Source organism: Dendronalium sp. ChiSLP03b, assembly GCF_034531165.2.
Lineage (GTDB): Bacteria > Cyanobacteriota > Cyanobacteriia > Cyanobacteriales > Nostocaceae > Dendronalium > Dendronalium minutum.
Window position 1 is genome coordinate 1 of record NZ_JAVRBR020000087.1, and the last position, 24,378, is coordinate 24,378.

General features: G+C 38.6%; 21 protein-coding genes and 3 pseudogenes. 21 read left to right on the forward strand and 3 right to left on the reverse strand.

Going from position 1 to position 24,378, the window contains the following annotated elements:
- Window positions 1-120: pseudogene (locus RMY31_RS20715) on the forward strand (phycobilisome degradation family protein); the annotation flags it as partial.
- A 125-nt stretch (window positions 121-245) separates the two neighbouring features.
- Here RMY31_RS20715 and RMY31_RS20720 read toward each other — a convergent pair.
- Window positions 246-1,160, reverse strand: a pseudogene (locus RMY31_RS20720) (ISLre2 family transposase); the annotation flags it as partial.
- 50 nt (window positions 1,161-1,210) lie between these two features.
- On the opposite strand from RMY31_RS20720, the pseudogene tnpC reads away from it, so the two are divergent.
- Both tnpC and RMY31_RS20730 read left to right on the forward strand, forming a co-directional pair.
- Window positions 1,211-2,732 (forward strand): annotated as a pseudogene (tnpC, locus tag RMY31_RS20725) (IS66 family transposase).
- The gene (locus RMY31_RS20730; protein WP_322666072.1) at window positions 2,680-2,904 is read left to right on the forward strand and encodes a hypothetical protein; all 225 of its coding nucleotides are present in this window, start codon (window positions 2,680-2,682) and stop codon (window positions 2,902-2,904) included. Before tnpC ends, RMY31_RS20730 begins: the two are co-directional and overlap by 53 nt.
- Window positions 2,905-3,213: 309 nt before the next feature.
- Here the strand turns inward: RMY31_RS20730 and RMY31_RS20735 are convergent, their stop codons facing one another.
- The gene (locus RMY31_RS20735) at window positions 3,214-3,411 is read right to left on the reverse strand and encodes a hypothetical protein (RefSeq protein WP_409878144.1); all 198 of its coding nucleotides are present in this window, start codon (window positions 3,409-3,411) and stop codon (window positions 3,214-3,216) included.
- 241 nt (window positions 3,412-3,652) lie between these two features.
- On the opposite strand from RMY31_RS20735, the gene RMY31_RS20740 reads away from it, so the two are divergent.
- The 5 genes from RMY31_RS20740 (at window position 3,653) to RMY31_RS20760 (ending at window position 8,391) form a co-directional block, all read left to right on the forward strand.
- On the forward strand, window positions 3,653-4,678 hold the full coding sequence (locus RMY31_RS20740; protein WP_409878146.1) for a hypothetical protein: 1,026 nt from the start codon (window positions 3,653-3,655) through the stop codon (window positions 4,676-4,678).
- Complete coding sequence (locus RMY31_RS20745; RefSeq protein ID WP_322666063.1) at window positions 4,675-5,247, forward strand: DUF4255 domain-containing protein; 573 nt, start codon at window positions 4,675-4,677, stop codon at window positions 5,245-5,247. Before RMY31_RS20740 ends, RMY31_RS20745 begins: the two co-directional genes overlap by 4 nt.
- A gap of 3 nt (window positions 5,248-5,250) precedes the next feature.
- Window positions 5,251-5,871: a carboxypeptidase-like regulatory domain-containing protein gene (locus RMY31_RS20750; RefSeq protein WP_322666061.1), complete on the forward strand. Its 621-nt coding sequence runs from the start codon at window positions 5,251-5,253 to the stop codon at window positions 5,869-5,871.
- A gap of 68 nt (window positions 5,872-5,939) precedes the next feature.
- Window positions 5,940-7,166 carry a phage tail sheath family protein gene (locus RMY31_RS20755; RefSeq protein ID WP_322666059.1) on the forward strand — a complete coding sequence of 409 codons (1,227 nt, stop codon included), beginning with the start codon at window positions 5,940-5,942 and terminating at the stop codon, window positions 7,164-7,166.
- A gap of 73 nt (window positions 7,167-7,239) precedes the next feature.
- Entirely contained in the window at window positions 7,240-8,391 is a 1,152-nt protein-coding gene (locus RMY31_RS20760) for a phage tail sheath family protein (RefSeq protein ID WP_322666057.1), read from the forward strand.
- A 48-nt stretch (window positions 8,392-8,439) separates the two neighbouring features.
- Here the strand turns inward: RMY31_RS20760 and RMY31_RS20765 are convergent, their stop codons facing one another.
- On the reverse strand, window positions 8,440-8,586 hold the full coding sequence (locus RMY31_RS20765) for a hypothetical protein (RefSeq protein WP_322666055.1): 147 nt from the start codon (window positions 8,584-8,586) through the stop codon (window positions 8,440-8,442).
- A gap of 30 nt (window positions 8,587-8,616) precedes the next feature.
- On the opposite strand from RMY31_RS20765, the gene RMY31_RS20770 reads away from it, so the two are divergent.
- From RMY31_RS20770 to RMY31_RS20830, 13 genes are read left to right on the forward strand one after another with little or no spacing between them, the layout of a single operon-like run.
- On the forward strand, window positions 8,617-9,096 hold the full coding sequence (locus tag RMY31_RS20770; protein WP_322666053.1) for a phage tail protein: 480 nt from the start codon (window positions 8,617-8,619) through the stop codon (window positions 9,094-9,096).
- Window positions 9,096-9,461, forward strand: coding sequence for a phage tail assembly protein (locus RMY31_RS20775; protein WP_322666051.1), 366 nt, complete (start codon window positions 9,096-9,098; stop codon window positions 9,459-9,461). Before RMY31_RS20770 ends, RMY31_RS20775 begins: the two co-directional genes overlap by 1 nt.
- A 20-nt stretch (window positions 9,462-9,481) precedes the next feature.
- Window positions 9,482-9,628 (forward strand): DUF6760 family protein, encoded by a 147-nt coding sequence (locus RMY31_RS20780; RefSeq protein WP_409878147.1) that lies wholly within the window; start codon window positions 9,482-9,484, stop codon window positions 9,626-9,628.
- Window positions 9,629-9,652: 24 nt separating this feature from the next.
- Window positions 9,653-10,069, forward strand: coding sequence for a phage tail protein (locus tag RMY31_RS20785; protein ID WP_322666049.1), 417 nt, complete (start codon window positions 9,653-9,655; stop codon window positions 10,067-10,069).
- A 17-nt stretch (window positions 10,070-10,086) separates the two neighbouring features.
- Window positions 10,087-11,943, forward strand: a complete 1,857-nt coding sequence (locus tag RMY31_RS20790) for a hypothetical protein (RefSeq protein ID WP_322666047.1) — start codon at window positions 10,087-10,089, stop codon at window positions 11,941-11,943.
- A 16-nt stretch (window positions 11,944-11,959) separates the two neighbouring features.
- Window positions 11,960-12,589, forward strand: coding sequence for a CIS tube protein (locus tag RMY31_RS20795; protein ID WP_322666045.1), 630 nt, complete (start codon window positions 11,960-11,962; stop codon window positions 12,587-12,589).
- A 4-nt stretch (window positions 12,590-12,593) separates the two neighbouring features.
- On the forward strand, window positions 12,594-13,784 hold the full coding sequence (locus tag RMY31_RS20800) for a hypothetical protein (RefSeq protein WP_322666044.1): 1,191 nt from the start codon (window positions 12,594-12,596) through the stop codon (window positions 13,782-13,784).
- Window positions 13,781-14,092 carry a phage baseplate assembly protein V gene (locus RMY31_RS20805; protein ID WP_322666042.1) on the forward strand — a complete coding sequence of 104 codons (312 nt, stop codon included), beginning with the start codon at window positions 13,781-13,783 and terminating at the stop codon, window positions 14,090-14,092. The genes RMY31_RS20800 and RMY31_RS20805 overlap by 4 nt, the downstream gene beginning before the upstream one ends.
- Window positions 14,093-14,104: 12 nt before the next feature.
- Window positions 14,105-14,515 (forward strand): GPW/gp25 family protein, encoded by a 411-nt coding sequence (locus RMY31_RS20810; RefSeq protein WP_322666040.1) that lies wholly within the window; start codon window positions 14,105-14,107, stop codon window positions 14,513-14,515.
- Between the two features lie 60 nt (window positions 14,516-14,575).
- Complete coding sequence (locus RMY31_RS20815) at window positions 14,576-17,383, forward strand: putative baseplate assembly protein (protein ID WP_322666038.1); 2,808 nt, start codon at window positions 14,576-14,578, stop codon at window positions 17,381-17,383.
- Between the two features lie 23 nt (window positions 17,384-17,406).
- On the forward strand, window positions 17,407-20,010 hold the full coding sequence (locus tag RMY31_RS20820; RefSeq protein WP_322666036.1) for a putative baseplate assembly protein: 2,604 nt from the start codon (window positions 17,407-17,409) through the stop codon (window positions 20,008-20,010).
- A gap of 15 nt (window positions 20,011-20,025) precedes the next feature.
- The gene (locus RMY31_RS20825) at window positions 20,026-22,059 is read left to right on the forward strand and encodes a phage tail protein (protein ID WP_322666034.1); all 2,034 of its coding nucleotides are present in this window, start codon (window positions 20,026-20,028) and stop codon (window positions 22,057-22,059) included.
- Window positions 22,060-22,095: 36 nt separating this feature from the next.
- Entirely contained in the window at window positions 22,096-24,066 is a 1,971-nt protein-coding gene (locus tag RMY31_RS20830; RefSeq protein ID WP_322666032.1) for a carboxypeptidase-like regulatory domain-containing protein, read from the forward strand.
- Window positions 24,067-24,378: the final 312 nt, after the last annotated feature.

The window sequence follows — 24,378 nt, forward strand, 5'->3', positions numbered from 1 at the left end:
GGCGAACAAGCTAAAGAGTTTTTGCTCATGCTCTACCAGCAGATGATGATGAGGGAAAAGACTTACCAAGAATTGCTAAAACAGGAGTGGAAACGTAATTCAGATGCTGTATCTGGGTAGAGCAAGTATGTAAGTCCAGCAGGGAGCAACGCGATTTTCTGAAGTCGGACAAAAACGAGTGATAATGCTCCGACCCACCGGAGGCGATCGCTAAAACATACATTTCAGTCAAATGTATAAAATGTTCAAGCACTGCTGGGGTTAAGGAAAGAATTAAAAATAGAGTTACAAAAATTGTCCCAACTTCCGGCTATCCATTGACATCGCAGATGTAACATTATCTCTGCGTTATTTTGAAGCCAAAACTTACTGTTTCCCTTCATACGAAAAACAATACCTGTTTAGCTTGGCTTATTCCGAGATTAACTAGATACATTTCTAAAATATTTAGAAAATCTTGATAACCCGAATATGTGCCGTCATTGGTAATAGGTATCGATGATGTCCTAATTTTGTTGCCATGTTCATTCACGACATAAATAGTTAATAATTTTGGCTCAACCCATTCTCCAGTAAAACCTAGACGATTAGTCTTGAGTTTGCGTCTACCTTTTTTGTTAATCCGGATTCTCGTTCTCCCACCCTTCGGGTTCGCCAGTTCGACGGGACGGAAACCGACACCGCCGACTGGACTCACCATCTACTGCAATAACAACACGTTGGTCTTTAAGAATATTACCTGTAGATAAACTGCCAATTTCTAAACTGGATAACTTAGATTGACGCAAATTTACCCCAATTTTACCAAAGTAATATGTGATGCGTTCTATTCGTTTTAGGCTAATGTTTATTCCCCAATCTGTTAAGATTGTGCGTGCAGCTTCAAACGAACCAGCAATTGCACCATATTTTGTAATTGTTGCCCAAACATGGGGTGTTAATCCTTGTTCTATTCCTAACCATTTTAGAAAGGGGCAGAATCCAACCTTTAAGTATTTTCCTTTTTGATGTGAGCGATTGTTACGTTCAATTACATATGGTAATGAAAGAGTTACTTTGACATTACCTACTGTTAATATTTGCCGTTGATAATTACCATGTCTTTTGATTTTTTGATTTTCATGACTTTTTGTTTGAGCGATTGCTGTATGTAAGAATTCAGGTAACAGAGTATTGACAAAGGGGACAGTTGAGGTGGAGTATCACAGATATGAACAAAAACCTGCCTCAAGAACTAGATAGAGAAAGCTTGAACCAGTTATCGCGCGTAAGAACTGGTAGAGATAATCATTGAGCAGAACAAGGTAATACGTGAGCTACAGAAAATAATAATAGAGCTACAGCAAGAAATAGAGCGTTTAAAAGTCAGCCGAGATTTGGATAGTTCTAATTCATCGAAACCACCATCACAAGACATTCACAAAAAGAGCGAAAACAAAAAAGCACCCTCCCAAGAAGAATCGAGTCAGCCGAACAAAAAACCAGGTGGGCAGCCAGGACATCAGGGCAAAACCCGTAAAGGCTTTGGCAGAGTAGACCGTTATGAAATCTTACGCCCTGGAAATTGTGTTTACTGTGGTCAAGAAGCATTTGCGTCTGTGGCAGTAAAAGTAGAAAAACAAACTGTAGCGCAATTAGTGGAATACCCAATCGAAGTAGTAGAGTATCAACGCCATAGTTGTGTGTGTGAGTGCTGTGGAAATTTACAAACTGCTCCTTGGCCACAAGATATGATCCCAGGGCGAGATTTAGGTGTTAAATTACAAGCATTTTTAGGATGGGCAAATAACTATGCACATATGCCCTATGAAAAACAGCCAAGTTTTGTTATGGGAACTAGGACAGATTGACATTGGACTAGGAACGTTAGTAACAACTAATGAACGAATTACTGGGGCAATAGAACCAAGCATTAGTGAATTAAGCGATTGGATAAAACAGACGCAGCCTAACATTCATGTGGATGAAACACCTTGGTCAGTCAAAGGAACTAAAGAATGGTTGTGGGTAGTTGCCAATTCTGAGTTCTGTCTGTTTACTGCGGCTGATACTCGTTCTAGAGCCGAGTTAGAAACAATTTTGGGGACTGAGTATACAGGGGTACTCAGCAGCGATGAATGAGCGTGTTTATAACGGCTATCAAGCTGTTGCCCAACAAAAGTGTTTGGCTCATTTACGCCGCCACTTCAAAAAATTAATTCTCATTCCAGGTCTTCACAACCAAGCTATTGGTGAAACATTCGTTAATTTAATTGATGAAGCTTTTAGAAATTATGCTCAATGGTTTGAAACTCTTAATTCCAGCCTTTACAACAATTGGATCAATGAATTCAAATCCAAGTTGCAATCTTCAATTGCTCAATGGATTAACTTAGCAGGAGCGACAGCAGGGCAGCTTTTACGTTCTCTGCGTAATAAAGCTCATCAATGGTGGTATTTCCTTGATCATCCCGAAGTGCCCCCGGATAATAATCTTGCCCGTTCGTTCGCTGCGTTTAGCCGTGACAAAACGTAAAGTTAGTGGTGGTTCCCGTTCGATGGAGCGGTTTTGTCATACTGCCAATTTGTTGACAGTGGTGCAAACCTAAGGCAGCGCGTTGGGCGGCTCTGCCGACTTGAAGCGACTGCCGTGTCGTCGTCAAGGTAGGTCTGTTATTGATTTTTTTGCACAGGCTCTAATTGCTAATTCTGATAATTCTCTGTCTCGCCCTTCTTTACTTCCTCAATATTAGACCTGAATTCTTACCGCAAGAACGCTTAAAAATTGCTGGCGCGACTTGGCATCCCAATACGATTAATCCGATGCTTGCTTTACGAGTGATTCGGGCTAATCATTGGTGGGCAGATTTTTGGAAACAAATAATACCAGAACTAAAAATTAATGAAAATACTGCCTTTGCTTGAATAGTTGTTCACTTTTCCAGAATTTATCTATTCTTACAGTCATTTAACTTCACGCCACAGGTTGAGATAAGCCCTTGAGTTGAGAATTTTTCAGAGACAATTATCCTGTAAAAATAATACTAAATATTTTTAGCCGCCCTATTAAATAAAAATTTTAGTCAATAGGGAAGGTGAGCTACGCTCACCTTCCCAAAAATAGATTGATTATCATTATCGTTAAGCTTCATATCTTAAGCGATCGCTCATCCACCAACTACTTTTGACCACACCCGTTCACGTATTAATACTGTAATATTTGTATTAAATATTTTAAATTACTGAAATGTGTGATTTAGCGATCGCTCGTTTTTTGTCTGACATCACAAAATCGCGTTGCTCCCATTCTTCATCTTCTTCATCCCAATTTGGATATTGTTCAGGTGAAGTACCGTGACTAGCTAAAATTGTCGGTTCCTTAATTTGTACCTCTACTCTTTCCAATTTTCCAGCAGAATTTCTAATTGACAAAAGTTAAGATTATCTTAATTTATCACCGATGGGATGGGATAAAAAACTATTCGCAAAGGGCAATGTTATTTTTCATGAGTTTTTCTATGAGTTATGGGATGAGTTTTATGAGTTTCACAGACTAAGAGAAAAACTAATATTAAAGGTAATTCACTGCGATTAAGCTCACATTCCGCACTCTCAAGTGCACATTTATGTTTAATTTCAGCCATCACTACTTTTAGTGTAGGAACGTTTTAATATGGGAATCGAGACAATTATTGTGATTTACGACAACGACTCTTGTGAAGTTGCAGAAGCGAGGAAACTTGACGAAGAACTCACAGTTGGTCGTCTGCTTCAGCGCTTGCAAAAGAGACTTCAGCACGAGCAAGAGGAGAACCCAGATTTAGAAGCAACCAAGGAATTTAAAAAGGATATTGACATTCTCGAGAAAGGATATAGAGAAGAAATTCCGAAGATCGTTGATGAGTATCAAAAAGAGTATTTTCAGTCTTTTTTAAGAGTACAACTACCTAAGGCTGAAGAGAACTACAAAAAGCTCTATAACTGGACTAATGACAATGATAACCCTGGTACAAAAATCCGGAGAGCTATAAGTGAACTAAGAAACGAATCCTACGAGGAAGTGGAAGCCAATCTCGAGGAGCAGTGGGAATGTGCTTGGAAAGAATTAGAAAATGGTTATTATTGTCGCCGTGAAGAAGCACTGGCACTCAAAAAGAGGACAGGGGAAAATTTTGAAAATTATAAAAAATTTAAGGACACAGTTACTAGTTGGTTTAAGCAGCTTGATGATTTATATAAGAAGGCAGAACCCCTTCTTGAGACAGAAAATTACAGGGCACTGTACGCCTACAGCTTAGAATTTGCTGCTCTCTTGGAGCAAGCCAGACAATTGAAAAAAGACGATACAAAGTATCCACAAAATTTAACAGTCAAAGACCATGAATGGCTAAAGAGTGAGTTGACAGAACATCTGAGGCAATATGCTCTGGCAGTGTTTAAATACTTCTATTGGTATAAAAATGCTCTGAAAATTGCAGAAAAGGAAAAGAAAACTCGGGAAAATTTTGACAAATTTAGGCAGAACCGTAGAGATCAATTTATCCGAGAAGCACAGGATATTGAACTAAAAGAACTAAAAGAAGATGATGATTACAAAGATACTCCATTGCCTGTCAAGGATAGTCCATCGCCTGTAAAAGCAGAGGAACCAGAAAGAATTCCCACAAAACCTTCTCGTACCACGAATGAATCGACATGATCAAGGATTTGGATAATAGCCTGAAAAAACTTCTTGAGGCTGAATTGTTAGGAGTTTTTTCGGAGGAAGTTACAGTTGTCTTCGATACGCCTGATGATAAATTTCATCCAAATCAGAGAACAGTTGATTTCTTTCTCTATGACGTGCGGGAGAATCTAGAACTACGCAGCAATGATTGGTTGGTAGAGCGGCAGAGTAACGGTATTGCTCGCAAACAACCGCCTCTAGTGCGAGTGGACTGTTCTTATCTAGTGACTGCTTGGTCGGGTGATGTTTTGAGCGAACACAGTTTACTGGGTGAAGTGATGAAGGTGCTATTGCGGCATCCGAAGCTTCCAGAGAGCGTACTTGAAGGCAGTCTGGCAGGACAAGAGCCATTATTGCCAACTAGTAGTCTACAACCTAGTCGCTTGCAAAGTTTAGGGGAATTTTGGCAGGCGCTGGGTGGTAAGCCAAAGGCATCTCTAAATTACACCGTAACTATTGGTGTAGACCCATCTAAACCTGTAGAAGCACCACTGGTTACAGATGCCCAGTTCCGTCTGATGCATGGTTCAAGGGAGAGTTAGTCAATGCTCAAGTGGGAACTCATTCGACATCAGGTAGCGATCGCTGGTCAGGTAACGAATGCCCAAACCAAGAAAGTAATCCCCAATGCCGAAGTAATCATTACCAAAGCACCATCCGCTTTTACCAACTGGCTCAAACTCAAATCTTTACAGTATGGCGATCGCTGGAATTTGATGGTTGAGCGTCCCGATCGGACTCTAACCGCTAATGATGGTCACTTCCATTTCTTAGAGCTACCTGAGGGCGAATATACTTTGACTGCATCAGTACCAAATGCTACTAGGCGCTATGGCAAAGCCATATTAACGGTTACAGTACCTGCCAAGGTTGAGGGCAAAGTCATAATGACTGCTGCTGATATGGCTGTGCCAACCACATTCCTCCAAGGCGAAATATTTAACCAGAATGAAGAACCTGTTTTGATGGCACAAGTGCAGTTTGGTTACACAGAAAGCACATTTAGTAATGACCAAGGTCAATACTCGCTTTTTTCCATAGAAACATCAGAGATCGAGCGCCTGGTGCTGGTTTCTGCACAGGGTTATCAACCAACTTCTCAATCAGTAGTCATCAAAGCGCCTGGTACTTTACAACCTCCTTTGAACTTTATCTTACAGGGATGATGTTCACTTTAACGAGTCATTTATCCTATCCCATCAACTTAATTATTGAAAACTAAGGAGTAAAAATAATGCCCGTGTATCAAGCACCGGGAGTATACGTTGAGGAAAAACCCTCTGGTATTATGCCTATTGCTGGTGTTGGCACCAGTATTGCTGGCTTTATTGGTCGCGTAGCCGATAATGTTGTCATGCCAGAGAAGCCAACAAGACAGCCTACTGAGCTACCAGAACGTTACCCTCTAGCTCCTGTCAATCAACCACAACTAATTACCAGTTGGGAAAGATTCAAAACCGCATTTGGTGATTTTCACGAGGGGAACGGAACTTTAGCTCATGCTGTATACGGCTTCTTCAATAATGGCGGTACTCGTTGTTGGATAACTCGCGTTGCTGATGAAATCGATGTAGAGAATGTCAGAGCAGCTTTAGACACTTTCAAGCCAATTGACGAGATTGCCATAGTTGCTGTACCTGGTGCAGTTAGTGATGAAGTCCAAGAAGCTGTGCTGAGTCATTGCGAGGATCAATATCTACAAGACCGCTTTGCAATTCTAGACGGTCGGTACGAAGAAGTTACTAATTTCAATCTCACTAAAGAGGCTATTCAAGGAGGTACGAGAGATAGCGACTATGGTGCTATCTATTTTCCCAGAATTCAGGTTTACGATCCGATAACCAAAGAAAACATTTACGTTTCTCCCAGCGGTCACATTGCTGGAGTTTATGCTCGTGTTGACACTGAGCGTGGGGTGCATAAAGCGCCTGCTAACGAAGTCATTCGTGGTGCTCTTGAACTTGAGGTGAATGTGACCAAGGCGGATCAGGCAGGATTGAATCCAGAAGGAATCAATGTGATTCGCAAATTCAACGGCAACAACAATATTCTGATCTGGGGTGCCCGTACTCTAGCAAGTGGGGAAGACCCAGAGTGGACATACATCAATGTCCGTCGTCTATTCCTTTTCCTGCGCGAATCGATTGACGAAGGTACTCAGTGGGCAGTCTTTGAGCCTAACGACTATATACTGTGGGCTAAAATTCGACTCAATGTTTCGGCTTTTCTCACTAATGTTTGGCGAGATGGTGCTTTATTTGGCAACAAACCACAAGAAGCTTTTTATGTCAAGTGTGACGAAGAAACCAATCCACCGGAAGTTAGAGATTTGGGTCAAGTGATCGCAGAGATTGGTGTAGCAGTTGTCAAACCCGCAGAGTTTGTCATCTTCCGCATTAGTCAGTGGGCAGGGCCAAAAGGACCACAAGCTAATCAGACTACAACACAAGCTAATCAATAGTTGGTTTTTTGCCAGTATGAAGCACCGAGCAATCGCGTAGCGTGTCCGTAAGCACATACGAGTCGCCCAAATCATGAAAGCCATGTATCAAACCCCAGGAGTCTATAAGAAGTATATAATCTCAGAGTCACAGGTTAACCTTCGTACAGGTGTACCTGCATTTCTGGGACTCTGTAAAAATACTGACATTGCTGTTAATCAGCCCCAGCCATTGACGCTGTGGGCACAATTCGAGCAGTTGTTTGGGGAACCTTTGCTCAATAGTTACTTGGCTTATGCCGTGCAGGGCTTTTTCCAGAATGGGGGTAGTTTGTGTTATGTAGTACGCCTAAGAGATGCTAATCTCAAAGCATTCTCTGAAGGACTGGCTGCACTGGCAAAACTAGATACCATTGACTTGGTATGTGCGCCTGACATCATGCGATCGCCTCCGGAAAAAACTGACCCTGAAGAGGTACAGCTGATGCAGTCTGCTGTATTGGATCATTGCAGTCGTTTAGGCGATCGCTTTGCGATTCTAGACTCCCTACCTAGAGCTAACCTGGAACAAGTTCAGGCGCAAAGGCAAAGATTAACACAGAGCTATGGCGCTTTATACTATCCTTGGATTCGCATCGCAGAGGGCCCAGAACAGAGCAGTTATTTCGTTCCCCCCTGCGGTCATATCGCCGGTGTGTACGCCCGTAGCGATCGGCGTATTGGCGTTCACAAAGCACCTGCTAACGAAATTTTGCAGGGTGTAGTTGACTTAGAAGTTAATCTCACCAATGCCCAACAAGATGAACTCAACCCGCAAAGTATTAACTGCCTGCGGTCATTTCCTGGACGCGGTATTCGAGTCTGGGGGGCGAGGACACTCAGTCTTGAGCAAGACCAAGACTGGCTCTATATCAACGTGCGGCGGCTGTTCTTAACAGTCAAACGATTGATCGAGCTGAAAATGACAAACATGGTCTTTGAACCAAACAGTAACAGACTATGGGCAATTATTGAACGCGAATTAACTGTTTTTTTCAATGATTTGTTTCAACAAGGGGCGCTCAATGGTCGTTCACCCACAGAAGCCTTTTACGTCAAATGCGACGAAGAAAATAACCCCCCTGAGGTAAGAAATATTGGGCAAGTAGCGATCGATATTGGTCTTGCTCCCACCGTTCCTGGTGAATTTATCGTAGTTCGGATCATTCAAGATGCTGAAGGCATCATTTCGACAAGTCCTAATTAAGGCATTGAAGAAGAATTCTCCAACTCAGAATCACTCTTCGTGGGGGATTCAAACCCGCCACCTAGAAGCACCACCAAATCTCTGATTTGGTGAGGGACTTAAACCCAAACATTCATCACCAGTCGCACTCAGGTAAATTCTGAATTCTGGCTCCTGACTCTTGAATTCTTTTTTGTTAAGTTCTTTGGTTTTCATGTCAACCTATTTTATTAGAGAGTTTTGATTATGGCAGAGCGCAATAATCCACCACGCAAAGATCCATATAATGCTTATAACTTTATAGTGGAAATCCAAGGTATCACAAGTGCTGGCTTTAGAGAGTGTACGGGGTTAGATTCTGCCCAAGACCCAATTGAATATCGTGAAGGCAACGAAGCATTCTTAACAGTCCGCAAGTTACCCGGTTTAGTGAAATATTCTAATGTCTCCCTCAAGTGGGGTTTAACTGACGATCATGCCCTTTGGGACTGGCGAACCAGCGCAGTAGAGGGCAACTTACAGCGCAAAGAAGTCTCAATTTACCTTGTGGACGATCAAGGTAATCGCAAAATGCACTGGATTTTAAGCAATGCTTGGCCTACTAAATGGACAGGTGCTAGCTTTAACGCTACAGCCAACGAAGTCGCTATCGAAACTTTAGAAATAGCTCATGAAGGCGTGCGTTTAGATGCAAACGTGGCTGCGGCTGGAGGCGGTAGAAGGTAATGCTGCAAACAGAGTTTCCTTTTACTTTAGTTCGTGGTTATGTGGATTCGGATGGCAATCTTCACCGAGAAGGTATAATGCGTTTAGCTACAGCCTTTGACGAGATTGCACCCATGAAAGACCCCCGCGTGCAGAATAACCCAGGCTATTTAGTCATCATCCTTTTATCTAGAGTAATTAGCCGCTTGGGTTCTTTAGAGTCAATCAATCCGAAAGTTATTGAAGGGCTGTTTGCGGCTGACATGGCTTTTCTACAAGACTTTTACCGTCGCATTAACGAAGATGGCACAGGCAATATAAATACTGTCTGTCCTCAGTGCGGACATAAGCATGAAGTGGAGGTTGGCAGCCTGGGGGAAGTATAGTCAGCTACCCTTTAGACAAACTGTATGAAGAGGTAGCTTTTATTGCATATCATTTTCCCTGGTCATATAGCGACATTATGCAGATGGAACATCGCGATCGCCAAATGTGGTGTGAGGAAATATCCAAGATCAATCGCAAGTTGAATAATAATGCAAACGACCAGTAAGGGTTGGAGAAGAGGGAAAAAATTATGAGTCCCTATGCAGCTTTCAACTTTTTAGTTGAAATCCAGAGTTTAGTCGTTGGAGGCTTTTCTGAAGTTTCAGGTTTGCAAGCAGAAACAGAAACAGAAGACTATCAGGAAGGAGGCCGGAATAATTTTGTACATCGGCTGCCAAAGGCGACAAAATTTCCCAATCTTGTCCTCAAGCGGGGTATTACCGACTCATCTGCGCTTTGGGAATGGCATCAAAATGTCATTAATGGGGATATTAAGCGACAAAACGGTTCTGTAGTTCTCTTAGACAATCTTTCTGTTGAAAAGTGGCGTTGGAATTTTGTTGCTGCTTATCCAGTTAAATGGGTTGGTCCTGATTTGAAAGCAGATGGTAATACTGTTGCCTTAGAGACATTAGAGCTTGCTCACAATGGTTTCTGGAAAACTTAGGCTTGAATTAGTTTGTCATGAGATGCGCTCAACTATTTATTCCAATAGCAAGTGGGAGATTAGAGAAGCAAATTTTAGAATTGCGCTGCTTTGGGCTGGCTGATTTCAGCAAACACATTGCTGATAAATATAGTGGTGCAGAACTGGGAAAATTTAAGTTTCCGACTCTGACTCTACTTCAAAGAGTTAGCAGTCTCTTGAATGTATTTAATACAACTCAGATTTTCCCAAATCAAGTCATTTCTCCACCACCTTCAACAACCAAACGGAATTTGAATTTGAACATACTTATATTTTTAAATACAGTTGTTCAAAGATTTGTGGAAGTAAAGAGCAAACCTCAAAATTTGCACTCAACCAGATTTACTTTCTCGAATAACAGCACAATTTCTATTACCAGAACCTCGTCTCAACTCGATCCGCGAGTATACATTGGGGGCAAATCTCAGATTTCCCAGTCGGGCGGGTGGACTTTCTCGCAAAGTAGCACAATTCTGATTAGCAAAACATCACTACCCCAGTTAAATCAACTAGAAAACATGGAAGTGAGGCAAAAACAGCAGACTAGTCAAGCTGTTTTGTCATTCCAGAATAAATCTGATGCGTTCGCTGTTGAGTCACCAAGCTCGTTTAGTTTACAACAGTCTGAAAATAATACTCGCCCAACTCAGAATTTACAGTTAGAAGAATCTGCCTCGCCAGCCCAGATTTTCATCTGGCGATCGCCAAGTCCTACGTTACTGACTGAGAATCAAAAACCTCTGTTGGTTCATTTACCAAATATGAATCAGATAACATCAACGGTTGAGGGAACTTCTCAGTTTATTCAAAGACTACAGAGCATTGAAACCCAAACTATCTTACAGTTTAGAAAAGTTGCTACTAATTCTAGCCTATTCTACAATGCGTTAACCCCAAGCATTACTAGAGGAAATATAGCTGCGTCATTGATATCTCATTCAGCAAATATCAATTACCAGACACAGCAGAATACAAGCTTATTCAACAATATATTGATGCAAAAAGTTGCATCAAGGGAGAGCAAATCTCAGATTTATCAATTGGGTGAGTGGACTTTCTCGCAAAGTAGCACAATTCTAATTAGCAAAACATCACTACCCCAGTTAAATCAACTAGAAAACATGGGAATGAGGCAAAAACAGCAGACTAGTCAAGCTGTTTTGCTATTCCAGAATAAATCTAATGCGTTCGCTGTTGAGTCATCAGGCTCGTTTAGTTTACAACAGTCTGAAAGTAATACTCTGCCAACCCAAAATTTACAGTTAGAAAAATCTGCCTCGCCAGCCCAGATTTTAGTCTCGCGATCGCCAAGTCCTACGCTTCTGACTGAAAATCAAAAACCTCTATTGATTCATTTAGCAAATACGAATCAGATAACATCAACGGTTAAGGGAACTTCTCAGTTTATTCAAAGACTACAGAGCATCGAAACTCAAACTAGTTTGCAGTATAAAAAAGTTGCTACTAATTCTACTAATTCTGAGGATAACTTAAGTTTAGCACCGCATTATATACGCACAAGAAGATTGAGTAAGTATTTACAAAGTTCTGAAAATCTTCTCCACCAGCAGGTTGATAATAATACTAATAAAAACCAGCTAAAGCTAAATTCCTCCCCTAATACTCTAACGATGGAATTTGTTCAGCCAAAAGCAAACATTTTTCCCGTTCCAAATAATCAAGAAAATCAACTTGAAAACCATCAAGATAAAAAAGTAAAGGTAAAAAATGACTTAATTAAACAGATGCAAACTGATACACCAACAATAAATGTTAACCACATTGCAGAACAAGTATATCAGTTGATTGAAAAAAAAATCAAAATAGAGCGACAAAGAAGAGGAATGCTGTAATCAGAGGAAATTAAAAATGGCTTTAGAAAAAGCTTATATCACCCCAATAAATGGGAGTAGAAAAGGAGAAAATATTGCGGTTTTATTTAACCCTACAGAGTATTCAACTGAAGTAAGTAATCAGTTTCAACGTACAGCAATACCAGGAACATCAACACCAGTTACTCAGTTTGTTAGTGGTAATACTGAAACTCTCACAATGGATTTATTTTTCGATTCCTATGAAACAAGACAAGATGTTAGAATATACACTAATAATATTACAACATTGTTAGATATAGACCCGGTTCTTCATGCTCCACCAGTTTGCGAATTTCATTGGGCATCCCTAAATTTTAAAGCAACTATAGAACAAGTAACACATAAGTTTACGCTATTTTTAGAGTCAGGATCTCCAGTCAGAGCGACTCTCAGTGTTACTTTTAAAGAATATAGAACTTTGAGCGAGCAGATACAAGATGTGCGTAAAGAATCTAGCGATCGCACAAAACGAATAACTGTAAAACAAAGCGATTATCTTTGGTCTATTGCAAATCAAGAATACGAAAACTCAGGTTTATGGCGTCCCATTGCTAAAGCTAACAAAATTAGCAATCCGAGAATTCTAGCTATTGGTACAGAGCTTGTTGTTCCAGTTTTAAAATAATGTTATGGATATTATTGCATTAGAGGCAAAATACGAAAATTTATATGCTCCTGTCTTTCAAATTCTGGTCGATCGCAGTGATATTATGACACGTGGTGAAGATAAGACAAAGGAAAGTATAGAAATTTCTAGCGTTACCATTGATAATACATTGGATGGTGCAGATACTTTTTCATTTATCGTTAATAATGCTTTTGATATTGAAAAGGGAGAACTGCGATCGTTTATTAATCAAGTCCTCGTTTTTGATGCAGAAGTTGAGATCAGATTGGGATATGGTAGCCAACTTAAAACTCTGATGTTTGGTATATTAACATCAGTTAAGGTGTCTTTTCCTTCTGGTGGCACTCCTCAAGTAGAAGTAGGTGGTTTCGATATTTCTTATCGAATGATGAAAGAAAAGAAACCGCGCTCTTGGAATGATAAAAAAGATAGTGAAGTAGTAAATTTGATTGCTAAGGAATACCAACTAGAAACTTTACCCAATGAGAATGACCCATTTCCTAACAAAAAAAGTATAGAAGAAACTGAACAAATATATCCACAAATTGTTAAGCAAGAGAAAGAAAGTGATTTTGAATTTTTAAAGCGATTAGCTGAAAGAAATTACTACGAACTATTTGTTTTTAGAAATACTCTTTATTTCCGAAAGCCTGCTCGTGAATCATCTTCAATTGTTACGTTAGAATGGAATAAAAGCTTAGTCAGTTTTTCTCCTGAATTTGATATTGCTGAACGAGTTTATAAAGTAGATGTTTTAGGACAAGATACCACTCGGCAAAAAGTAAATATTGTTGCCACTGCAACAATAGAAAATGATGAAATATCCCGGATATTAGTGAGAGAAGTTTTGGGACGTATACTAGGAGTAAACGTAACAAATCAACTTATTTCTGAACAAGTAAAACAACCTGTAATATCTGAAGAACACGCTAAAGGTATGGCAAAAGCTATTTTACTTAAGAAGCATGAAGATGTATTTAAAGGTAGTGGAGAATCAATTGGTATCCCTGACATATTAGCAGGTACAAACATTGAGCTTAAAGGATTAGGTAGTAAATTCAGTCAGAAATATTACCTTAAGCAAACAAATCATAGTATTAGTAATTCAGGCTATAAAACGACTTTTAATGTCAACAGAGTACCTAATGAAAAAGAAATCGAACTTCAATCAAAAACTACAAAATTATCATGAATAATTTATATAATTACTCACTTCAAACTGAAGACAAAGATAATGGCGCACTAATTAAAGGTGTAACCCTCGCAACTGTAACTAATATATCAGAGCTAGCCAAGGGCAGAGTAAAAGTAAAATTTCAATGGAGAAAATATGAGCAAACAAATGATGAAATATGGGCACGGATAATTACAAGTGACAAAAACACTTCTCCCCCGATAGAAGTTCACGATGTAGTTTTAGTTGCCTTTGAACAAGGTGTTTTTGAATATCCATTTATTATTGGTTTTGTTTGGCCTCACCTAAAAGATACAGAAAGTTGAAATTTGAGATTTTTGATTGAGGTAGCAATGGCGAAAGAGTTTTTAGGTATAGGTTGGAAATTTCCAGTTAATGTAGATACCCCAAATGGCAAAATATCAATGTCTGAGTATGAAAAAGACATTCAAGAAGCAATTTGGATAATTCTGGCTACTGCAAAAGGGGAAAGAATCATGCAACCCGATTTTGGTTGTGGTATCCATAATTTTGTGTTTGCAACTTTGAGTATGGCAACTTTAGAACTTATAAAATTACGTGTAAGTGAAGGCTTAACCCATTGGGAACCCAGAATTGACGTGAATCAGATTAAGGTTTCATTAGACAAAAGTGAAACTGGGAAAATCTGGATTGACATTAATTATCACGTTCGCAAAACAAATACTGAATTTAACTTAGTTTATCCGTTTTATCTCCAAGCAGGATGAATTGTAAGTTGTTAATAGGCGCTTTAGTGTCTTAACAAACTAATTTTCATAGGTAAGAAAATGTCAGCATCGCCAAAAATTGACAATAGAAATTTTGAAACTATTCTCCAAGAAATTCGGAAGTTAATACCTTTTTATATTCCAGAATGGATAGTCTCTGATCGCAAAGATTCAGGTTCAGCACTACTTAAAATTTTTGCTCATATGTTTACAGGTACGCTTCACCAACTCAACTTAGTACCTGAGAAAAATTTCATTGCTTTTCTGGATATGCTTGGTGTCAAACTATTACCAGCTTCACAATCTCGCGCACCTGTAACGTTTAAGCTGAGTGATGGTGCGAGGACAACAGTCTTAATTCCGGCTAAGACTCAAATGACTGCTCAAGCAGTGGGAGGAGGTGACTCTATCGTTTTTGAGACTGAAAGGAATATTGTAGCTACTCCAACTAAGCTAGTTGATGTCTATAGTGTTAATAACAAAGAGGATGAGATTTTCCTTGCGCCTCCAGATTTTTTAGCAGTAGAAAAACGTACTCCCTTTTCTGCTAGGTTAGTCGAGGATGCACAGCTAAAAGATACAAACTTATTTTTAGACCATACATCAGAGTTAAAGGTCGCAGATATACTCAAAATCGGAGAAACTAATACATTATCCAGTATTGAATATGTAAAAGTAGATAAAATTTCAGATGAGAAAGTTACTATTAAAAATAAGCTTAGCGCTAAGTATTACACAGACACTTTAGTAGAAAAAGTTTTAACTTTTGAACTATTTGCAGGTATGAATACACAAGAACATATCCTGTATTTAGGACATCAAGAAATTTTTAATATTACAGCTAGTGTTCGGATAACATTAGAAATAACAGGTTTACAAATAAAACTTTTAGATTCTAATTCTAATTTAGTTCAATGGCAGTATTGGGGAGGCCAAGAAAATAAACCATTTGAATGGCATGAATTTGATAGTTGTACCTTTGAATCTGGCAAGCTAATTTTAGATAAAAAGAATAATGATGAAATTACTGAGATAGAAATTAACAGTATTAAAAGCCGCTGGATTCGTTGTATTACTGTTAATAAATTACCAGAACAAAATTTACCAATAATCAAAGATATCAAAGTAACATCTATATCCTTGCCAGAAGGTGAGACAACTACAGGATTATCTCCTGATACGACGGCTCCCGCAGCTAGTTTTTTAGACTATTGTCTGATTCTTAATAATTTACAATATCAGGATAAAACTGAAGAAAGTAAAACTAGTAAAGATTTTCAGCCCTTCCAACCTCTAATTGATGATGAACATCAAGCTCTTTATTTAGGCTTTGATGCGCCTCCTGTAAAAGGCCCAATTAGTATTTTCTTTTCACTAGAAATACAGGCTTATATTGAGACAAATATGCCCCGCATAAATTGGGAATATTACAGACGGCAAAACGGTAAGGGCGAGTGGGCTAGGCTAGATGTTGTAGATGAAACTAATAACTTGACTCAAAGTGGAATAGTTGAGTTTGTAGGAGTGTATGATTTTGCTCAGACTCTACGCTTTGGTAAATCACTTTATTGGATTCGGGCTGTTGATATCAACGATAAATTCAAGTCGCTGGAGAAAATAGTTGCTAAAGATAATCAGCTAAAAGGCTTTGCTCCTGCTCCTCAAATCAAAGGAATTTATTTAAATACAACATGGGCATCTCAAACACAGAGTATTAACAATGAAATTCTTGGTTCTAGCGATGGCAGAGCCGAGCAAACTTTCAAGTTATTTAAATTTCCTGTGATTGCAGAGGAAATTTGGGTAGATGAGTTGAGTGCTTTATCTGCGGATGAAAGAAAAGAACTGTTGGGTAAACCCTATGTTAAAGAAGTGAAGGATGGTAAAGACAATACCATAGGATTTTGGATTAAATGGCAGCCACAAGAAGAACTGTTAGAATCCACTTCTGTTGACCGACATTATGAAATTGATCGGACTTTTGGGGTGATTAAGTTTGGCAACGGTACAGAAGGAGCAATCCCACCAATAGGAGCAGATAATATTATAGCTAATTATCAATTTGGTGGTGGAGAACGAGGTAATGTTGACAGCTTTGCAATCAATAGTTTAACAAGTTCTATTGCTTACATCGATACCGTTACTAACCCAGAACCTGCTGAAGGTGGTTCAGATACCGAATTATTAGAAAAGGCTCTAGAGCGTGGTTCATATATTTTGAAACATCGCAACCGCGCCGTAGCAAAAGAAGATTTTGAACAACTAACCTATCAAGCTTCTGGCAGCATTGCGCGAGTCAAGTGCTTGCCTAATTTTAATGATGAAAAAAAGAGTCAAGTCGGTTGGGTGAGTGTGATTGTTATCCCCAACAGCAGCAAAGCAGAACCGCAACCATCATTACAGCTAAGACAAACAGTGGAGAAATACCTACAGAACCACGCTGCAAATGTTGTCATTTCACCCAAACATCTTTATGTCTGCGGTCCGACTTACTTCAAGATTAATATTCAAGCAACGCTATTTGCAGCTGAAGTTGATGTAGTACCTTTTGTAGAGCAGATGGCAATGCAAAAGCTCAATGCATTTCTGCATCCTTTAACTGGTGGGGACTCTGGTCAAGGTTGGGAATTTGAACGCCTACCTTGTTTGTCTGATTTTTATGCTTTGTTGGGTTCCATCCCTGACTTAGACCGTGTTGATTCTTTATCTATGACTGTTAGAGATACAGACACTGACCGTATTTGGCAGATAACGCCTGATAGTCCGATCGCTAACAATAAAATTTCCTATGCATTTGCATTAGTTTGTAACGGCAAACATCAAATTGATGTTAAAGCCAACATCAATTCAAAATTTATTGTTGGTTAACAAACAGTCAGGAAGCAGTAAAAATGACACTACCTTTACCCCGATTAGATGATAAAACTTTTGCCCAGTTGATGGAGGATGCGCGGAAATTAATTCCTCGCTACGCTCCTGAATGGACGGATCATAATACTCATGACCCCGGCATTACTTTTCTGGAATTGTTTGCTTGGCTGACTGAACTCCAGCGTTATTATCTAGATCAAGTTAGGGATGAGAATTATCTTAAATTTCTGAAACTTGTTGGCATTCGACTCAAAGATATTGCCTCAGCGACGACTGATGTGAAATTTTCGTTTACCGATAGACGGGAACTTGTACCAATTCTAATTCCCCAAAGAACAAAGTTAACTACTAACGAACAGGTCATATTTGAGACTGATACCTCCTTGCTAATGGTTCCAGATAGTCTACAAAAGGTGATTAGTTCTTGTAAATCAGGACGGCAGGACAATAGGCAGGCAAGTGACCAACTAGGACTTTCGTTTTATGCTTTTGGTGAAAATGCTGAAGCTGGTAGTTGTCTTTATCTTGGTTTCAAATTATATGTATTCGACTGGGATAATGTTTGTAGTATAGGTTTTAACATAGATAGCGAAAGACTCAAGCAGTTTTTAGAGATATATCTGGGATTTAATTGGGTTAAAAATATAGATAATGAAGCTATTTATAAAAATGATGCTGGAACCCAAATTATTCTTAATTATGGCGAGCAACGGCTCACTTTAGAACTAGATGAAATTAACAATCAGGTGAAGCTTACTTTTAATGAAGCTGTTATAGATGAGATTTATTTGATTGTCGTTAACGAAAATAATCGCAGGCGTATATATGGTCAACCTTTTCCTATAGATAAATCTATTGCTCTAACCTTTAACCTCTTTGAAGATTATCCTGTTAAACGAGGTGAATATGCAGAAGAAGAACTTGTAAAAATTATTCCCTCAGCTACTCTTGCTTGGGAATATTGGGGTAGCGATCGCCTCTGGAAAAAACTTGATGTAAATTGTGATGAAACTCTGAATTTATCCCAGAGTGGTCGGCTATGGTTTACAGTACCACAAGATTTATCTGTGCGTAATCTTTTTCCTTTTACAGAACAACTTTTCTGGTTGCGAGCAGTTGTTAAAGAAGCTGGGTATGAACTACCACCCAAGATAAATAACATCTTATTAAATACTATTTCAGCTACTGAAAAAGATACATTGAGCGAAGTCACAATTCACTCTAGCCATCATCAACACGTTCAATCATTTCCAGCTTCATATCTGGCGCTGATAGGTGAAAATATCATTCAAGTCAAACAATTTGCTTTAACGCTGACGTTATTGTTTTTTAACTCACGTTTAGAACTTTTACAGACAATTTTCTGGTTAGCAGTTGTTTTATCTTACGAATCCGAGATGCAACATGGATACTGGAAAGATTGGCAAAATTATCGGTTAGAAAAAAATCATGTTACAGGAACAATAACAGTGACTTTTCGACGGAAAATTCCACCTAAAGGGAAGAATAATATTAGACTTATTTCTTATTTAGAAGAATTCGATGAACAACGCTTCCTTGGTAGAAGCAATGGATTGCCCAGTCAAAGTTTCTCACTCAAGCATTTTGTTATAGTTTCAGAAAGTTTGAAAATTCAAATTAAACAGCAAATTGAAAAAGATTACCTCTGGAAGGATTGGATTCAAGTTAAGGACTTTGATGCTTCTGATCCAGAAGACCCACATTATGTATTAGATGCTGAAAACGGTAAAATTTATTTTGGTGATGGTATTAATGGCGATATACCCCCGGTTTTAGATGATGAATATAGTATCTGTGTAGTTTCTTGCCAAACAAGTGATGGAGAAAAAGGTAATGTCGAAGCTAAAACAATTAATCAAATTTTTAATCCTGTTTCTACTTTAGTAAATACAGAATTTATCTGTCCTACCAAATTAACAGTAGAAAACCAAAGAGCTGCCTCTGGGGGTGCGCCGTTAGAAACACTAGAAAAAGCCAAACTACGTGCGAGGAAAAGCTTAAAGCAAATAAATAAAGCTGTTACTTCTGAAGATTTCGAGTTATTGGCTCTTTCAACTCCCGGACTTCGCATAGCTAGAATTAAAGCGATCGCTCCTCCAGCAACGGAGGCCAAAAATTTAGTCAAAGTAGTTGTTGTACCTTATAGCGAGACTCCCATACCTGCAAAACCGAGTTCAGGATTTTTGCAAAATGTTTATCAACATTTAGAACCACACAGGTTAATTACCACTAAATTGGAAGTTATTCCTCCAAGTTATGTTGAAGTCAAAGTGAAGGCTTTATTGCGAATTCGTTCGGGATTTAATCCAGATGAAGTTTGTCAACAAGTCAATCAATCTCTGATTGAGCGATTTTTACATCCCTTGCATGGAGGATTTAATAGTAAAGGTTGGCAGTTTGGACGCGCCGTATATAAATCGGAAGTTTATAAAGCTATTGAAGATTTTAATAAAGGTGTAGATTGTGTAAAAACTTTAGACTTATCTTTTCAAACTACAGATAAAGATACGGATGTAACATTAGATCGACAAGGGAATATTCATATTTCCGTACACACTTTAATTTATTCAAAAAAACACGAAATTTCTTATGAAAACCAATAACTTATAAAAATCACTATGAATGAGAAAGAATTTCAATTTTTAGTGCTAAATACCAAAGCCGATTGGCAAAAATGCCAACCAGATAATTTGCAAATTTCCGAAGAGGGACTGCGGCTAAAAACTGGTTATGAATTCGTCTTTGACCAACAGATTCTTAGTCAACAATCTTTCAGCAATTTGGAAACGGCTGATTTGGCAGTCGATGATTTTGGACAACTATATTTACTAGATACAAAACAGCAGAGTATTTGGCTTTTTTATCCAGTACAAAATAACTTACAACTAGTTGCATCTTTGGCAGCTTTATTAGATTTACCTACGAAGATTGCCTTTAGTAATTCCACAATTTACGTAATAGATGAATCTCAGGTTGCAGAGAACACAATTCAATCTTGCATTTACGCATTTTCTCGATTTAATTGGCAGATTAGATGGGTGGTAGAACTTCCAGAAGGTGTGAAAGTTATCGATTTAGCAACTGATACGAAAGATGGGACATTGTATGCTCTTTTGGATCGTGGTGGACAGGTTGTTGCTAAATATGCTCCTTCAGGACAATGCATAGAAACAACAAGATTTGCCAGAGGTAACATTATCAAACCAACTGCGATCGCATTGGCTGAAAATGGTACTGTCTATGTCCTTGATTGTTTAAAAGATTACGAAAAAGTAGTAAGATTTGATGTTGATGCCAACTCTCATAGTACCTGGATTAATTTTCGCAGCTTGCGCCAGCAGGGCTTGGTTCCAGAAGAAATTGAACCTTCAGGACTAGCTGTTGACAGCTTGGGAAACGTATACGTAGGCGATAAGCGATCGCTTCCTCAAGGTGAAGAAGAAGACAGATTCATTTTTCGCTGTTCCCCATCGGGAGAAACTGTAGAACCTGTTTTCGCTTACCGGGGGGCTGTCAGCAAAATGATTTATAACCGTACTGACAAACTTTTTATTTTCAATTCTGAAAAAAAAGTAGTCAGCGTTTTGCGGCAGCAGCAGCAATTTCTACGACAGCAGCAAGAATTACCTTCGGGTTCCTTTAAAACAGTCTTTGATAGTACTATCCCCGGTCAACAATGGCACAAACTGATTTTAGAACGGGAAATTCCACATAACACACAAATAAAAGTTTATTACTCAGTTACAGACAATCAGTGGCAGCCAGAAGCATATTTTGCACCTTTGATTAATCCTGAAGATGCCTTAATTATAGGCGATGAAGAGATTCCTAGACCTCAAGGGCGATATCTACATTTAAAAGTAGAACTCATTGGTACTGAATATGAAACACCGCTTTTAAAAAGTATCCGAGTAGATTTTCCACGACTGTCCTATCTACGTTACTTACCAGCTATTTATCAAGAGGACGAAAATAGCCGCGATTTTCTTGAACGTTTTCTCTCACTCTTTGAAACCTTCTTAGGAAACTTAGAAGGACAGATAGACCATATTTTTCGTTACTTCGACGCGGACGTTGTAAGTGGGGACTTCTTACCTTGGCTATCTACCTGGCTGGCGATCGCTATTGATGACAATTGGACAAAAGAGCAATTACGCAACTTGATGAAAAAAGCACCGCAACTTTATCAGCTGCGTGGGACAAGAGAAGGAATTGCAGCAACGGTTGAGTTATTCACAGGCGATCGCCCATTGATTTATGAGTATTTTCAAGTAGAAGACAATAGTACAAATAATCAAACAGCTGAAATTCTACAGCAACTGAAAAAAAAATACTTTAATGACAACGAACTATTTCGTTTTTGGGTTTTACTCAGTCCTTTTCAAATCGATAACGAAATAGAGTTACAAAGCATTCAACGTCTCATTGATGCAGATAAACCTGCTCATACAGAAGCTTCTATAAAAGTATTACAACCTTGGATAGCTTTAGATAATGAGTCCTACTTGGGATTCAATAGCTGTATCTTTGAACCTTCTTTAAGCTTGGATATGGGATTTGCTATTTCACATGAAAATGTTTTAAATGATTCTGAAGAATTTGGACAAATAGAAAGGCGATCGCGATTAGGTTTAGACACTAAAGTAAACTGATTAAATTTCTATAAAACTACAAAGGAGTTTACAAGTATGGCTACTAATAATGGATTGGCAAACAAAAATAACTCGTTAGTTTCTTTTGAACGCAATAGTTATTTTTATGGAAAATTGCTTACTGTTCGTGATTTTGAACTTGAACAGCAATATGGAATTGAAAAAAACCATCTCTTCAATCGCCTTGTTTTGGGTAAGGGTATAGTCTCCGGCTTAGAAGTTGGTAAAAATCTCACAATTGAAAAGGATAATCAACAAGATAAAATCTTGTTAAAGGTTCAAGTATCCCAAGGAGTAGCCTTAGATTCTTTTGGCAGAGAAATTGTTGTTAGCCAGAATATATCTGAAACTTTGTCAGTCAATTCAAGAGGTAAAAACTACATTTATATCCAATATAAAGAGCAGCCCACAGAACGTGTTTCTCATGCAGAAAATGGTTACGCAAGGGTTAAAGAAACTTATACAATTTTTACTAGTGCAGAAGTTCCATCTGCACAAATTAAAGGTAAAATTTATGTAGAAACTGATACCGACTCGGAATTTGTTTTAGGTGTAAAAGTTGAAGCGATAGAACCACAAACTCAAATCGTCAAAGCAACTACATTTACTGATGCAGATGGTAATTACACACTTATAGTTCCTAATGGAACTTATCAAATTAAAGCTTCGGCGAGTGGTTTTGAAACACAAACTTCACCAGCAATTACCGTTTCTTTAGCTCAACAAAATGAATCAGCCAAAACTGTAGATTTAACACTGATTCCAGACTCATCTGAAACAGTGTCGCTTCCTGTTCAAGATATAGTTCAGCAATACTATAACGACTATTTACGCACTTATTCTGAACCCAATCAAGATACTAAAGTACTACTTGCTGTGGTGAATATTCCAACGGATAATGCACCACCAACACTCGATCAACAAGAAACTGCGAAGTATCGCCAAATTGTCTACAGTAATACTATGCTGTATGACCTCATAAGTAAAATCAATACAACAAATATCACTCCAGGAGATACTGTAGGCAGCGTCCAGCAACTATCACTTCCAGGAAGTTCTCCACAATTTGCTCGTGCAGATCATGCTCATAACTTAGCAGATGATGTTGTAATAGCTAGCAAAATTAATCCAAAAACTTTCACTTCATCAGATAAAAGTATTAGTATTGCCAAAACTCAGGATAAACAATCATTTGATTTAAAAGTTGCTTCTTCAGTAAAACTTCCTGTTCCAGGAGAAACTGCAACCAGCATCCAACCAAAATCAAATCCTGGAACTTCTCCACAATTTGCTCGTGCAGATCATGTTCATAATTTACAAATCAATCAAATCGGTCCTGATGTCAACGGAAATCTGATTTTGACACCAGGAGATAATATAAATCTCGTTCCAGGACAAAAGTCTAACGAACTAGTCATTTCAGCTACAGGAGATACTGTATCAACGATTACGACAGGGACACAAGAACTCGCATTTGAAACAGATGAAACTTTGCCCAAAGGCAGTTTAGTACCTGTCAGTGTTACGGTGCCTTCTTTGCAAGAAGGACAACCTTTTTCAGTCATACTTGCTCCCATATTACCAGCAGATATTCCTCCGATTACCCGTCCACCTTTGGGACAAACTCAGGGACAATCAGGTATACACTTCGTCTTTGGCTCTAATATTCAACTACCACGTATGTATGTAGCCTATGTACCACTACCCTATAACAAAACTTTTGAAATTCATGGTTTTGATGCTAACCTCGTTGATAAAGAGCAAAAAGTCAAAGTTGTTTACTGGGTAATTCCTGGTTCTGCAACTGTAGAGGAAAATCAACCCTCAACTTCCATCAAAGACCAAGCTTTAGAATTAATCAAGAATAATGCTGATGGTATGACCATTACAGGGTTAATGCGAGAATTGGGAGTAGCACGGTCTGAATTGGAAAATGAACTTACACAACTGGTTGAAGCAGGTGAAATCCAGCGTGTAAATAATAGATTCCGGATTTCAGAAACTTGAAAAAAAAATTGGAAATATAGAGAGAAGGTACTCTATAGGACTCATATTTGATTTTTGAAATATACGTAGTGGCATGGCAAGGCTAAAATGTTGCATTAAAAATCTCTGAAAAATTGAAGTTTAGACACATAATCGAATTTTTCTATTGCACTACTTTAGCCTTGACACGCCAGTAGTGGCATGGCAAGGCTAAAATAGTGCAATAAAGTTGGTACAAAATGGGGTAAGCTAATGGGGAAAGGTCGTAGAGATAAAGTGTTACTGAATACCGAACAGAGGCAAAAACTAGAATCTCTGAGTCGCAATGGATAT